The organism is Vogesella mureinivorans, from assembly GCF_007644035.1.
GTDB lineage: Bacteria > Pseudomonadota > Gammaproteobacteria > Burkholderiales > Chromobacteriaceae > Vogesella > Vogesella mureinivorans.
The window spans coordinates 1-265 of sequence record NZ_VMTV02000627.1 but is presented as its reverse complement, the minus strand read 5'-3'; the positions used below and the strand labels follow the sequence as shown (position 1 = coordinate 265).

1 pseudogene is annotated in these 265 nt (G+C 61.5%); it reads right to left on the bottom strand.

Annotation, left to right across the window (positions count from 1 at the left end):
- Positions 1–265, bottom strand: a pseudogene (locus tag FLQ44_RS16980) (tyrosine--tRNA ligase); the annotation flags it as partial.

Sequence of the window (265 nt, the reverse complement as noted above, 5' to 3'; positions counted from 1 at the left end):
CCACATCGCGCAGGAACTCGACATAGTTGAGCTTCAGCAGCCAATCGGCGTTGTCCACCATGACGGCGTCGGTCGGGCCTTCGCCATAGCGGAGGATGCGCGAGTAGACCTTCTTGATGCTCTCGATATTGGTCTTGATCTTGTCGACGCTGAGCAGGCTCCGCTGATCGTCGCGGAAGCTCGGGTCGCCAACCATGGACGTGCCGCCGCCCATCAGGCTGATGGGGCGGTGGCCGGTTTCCTGCAGCCAGTAGAGCATCGTCAC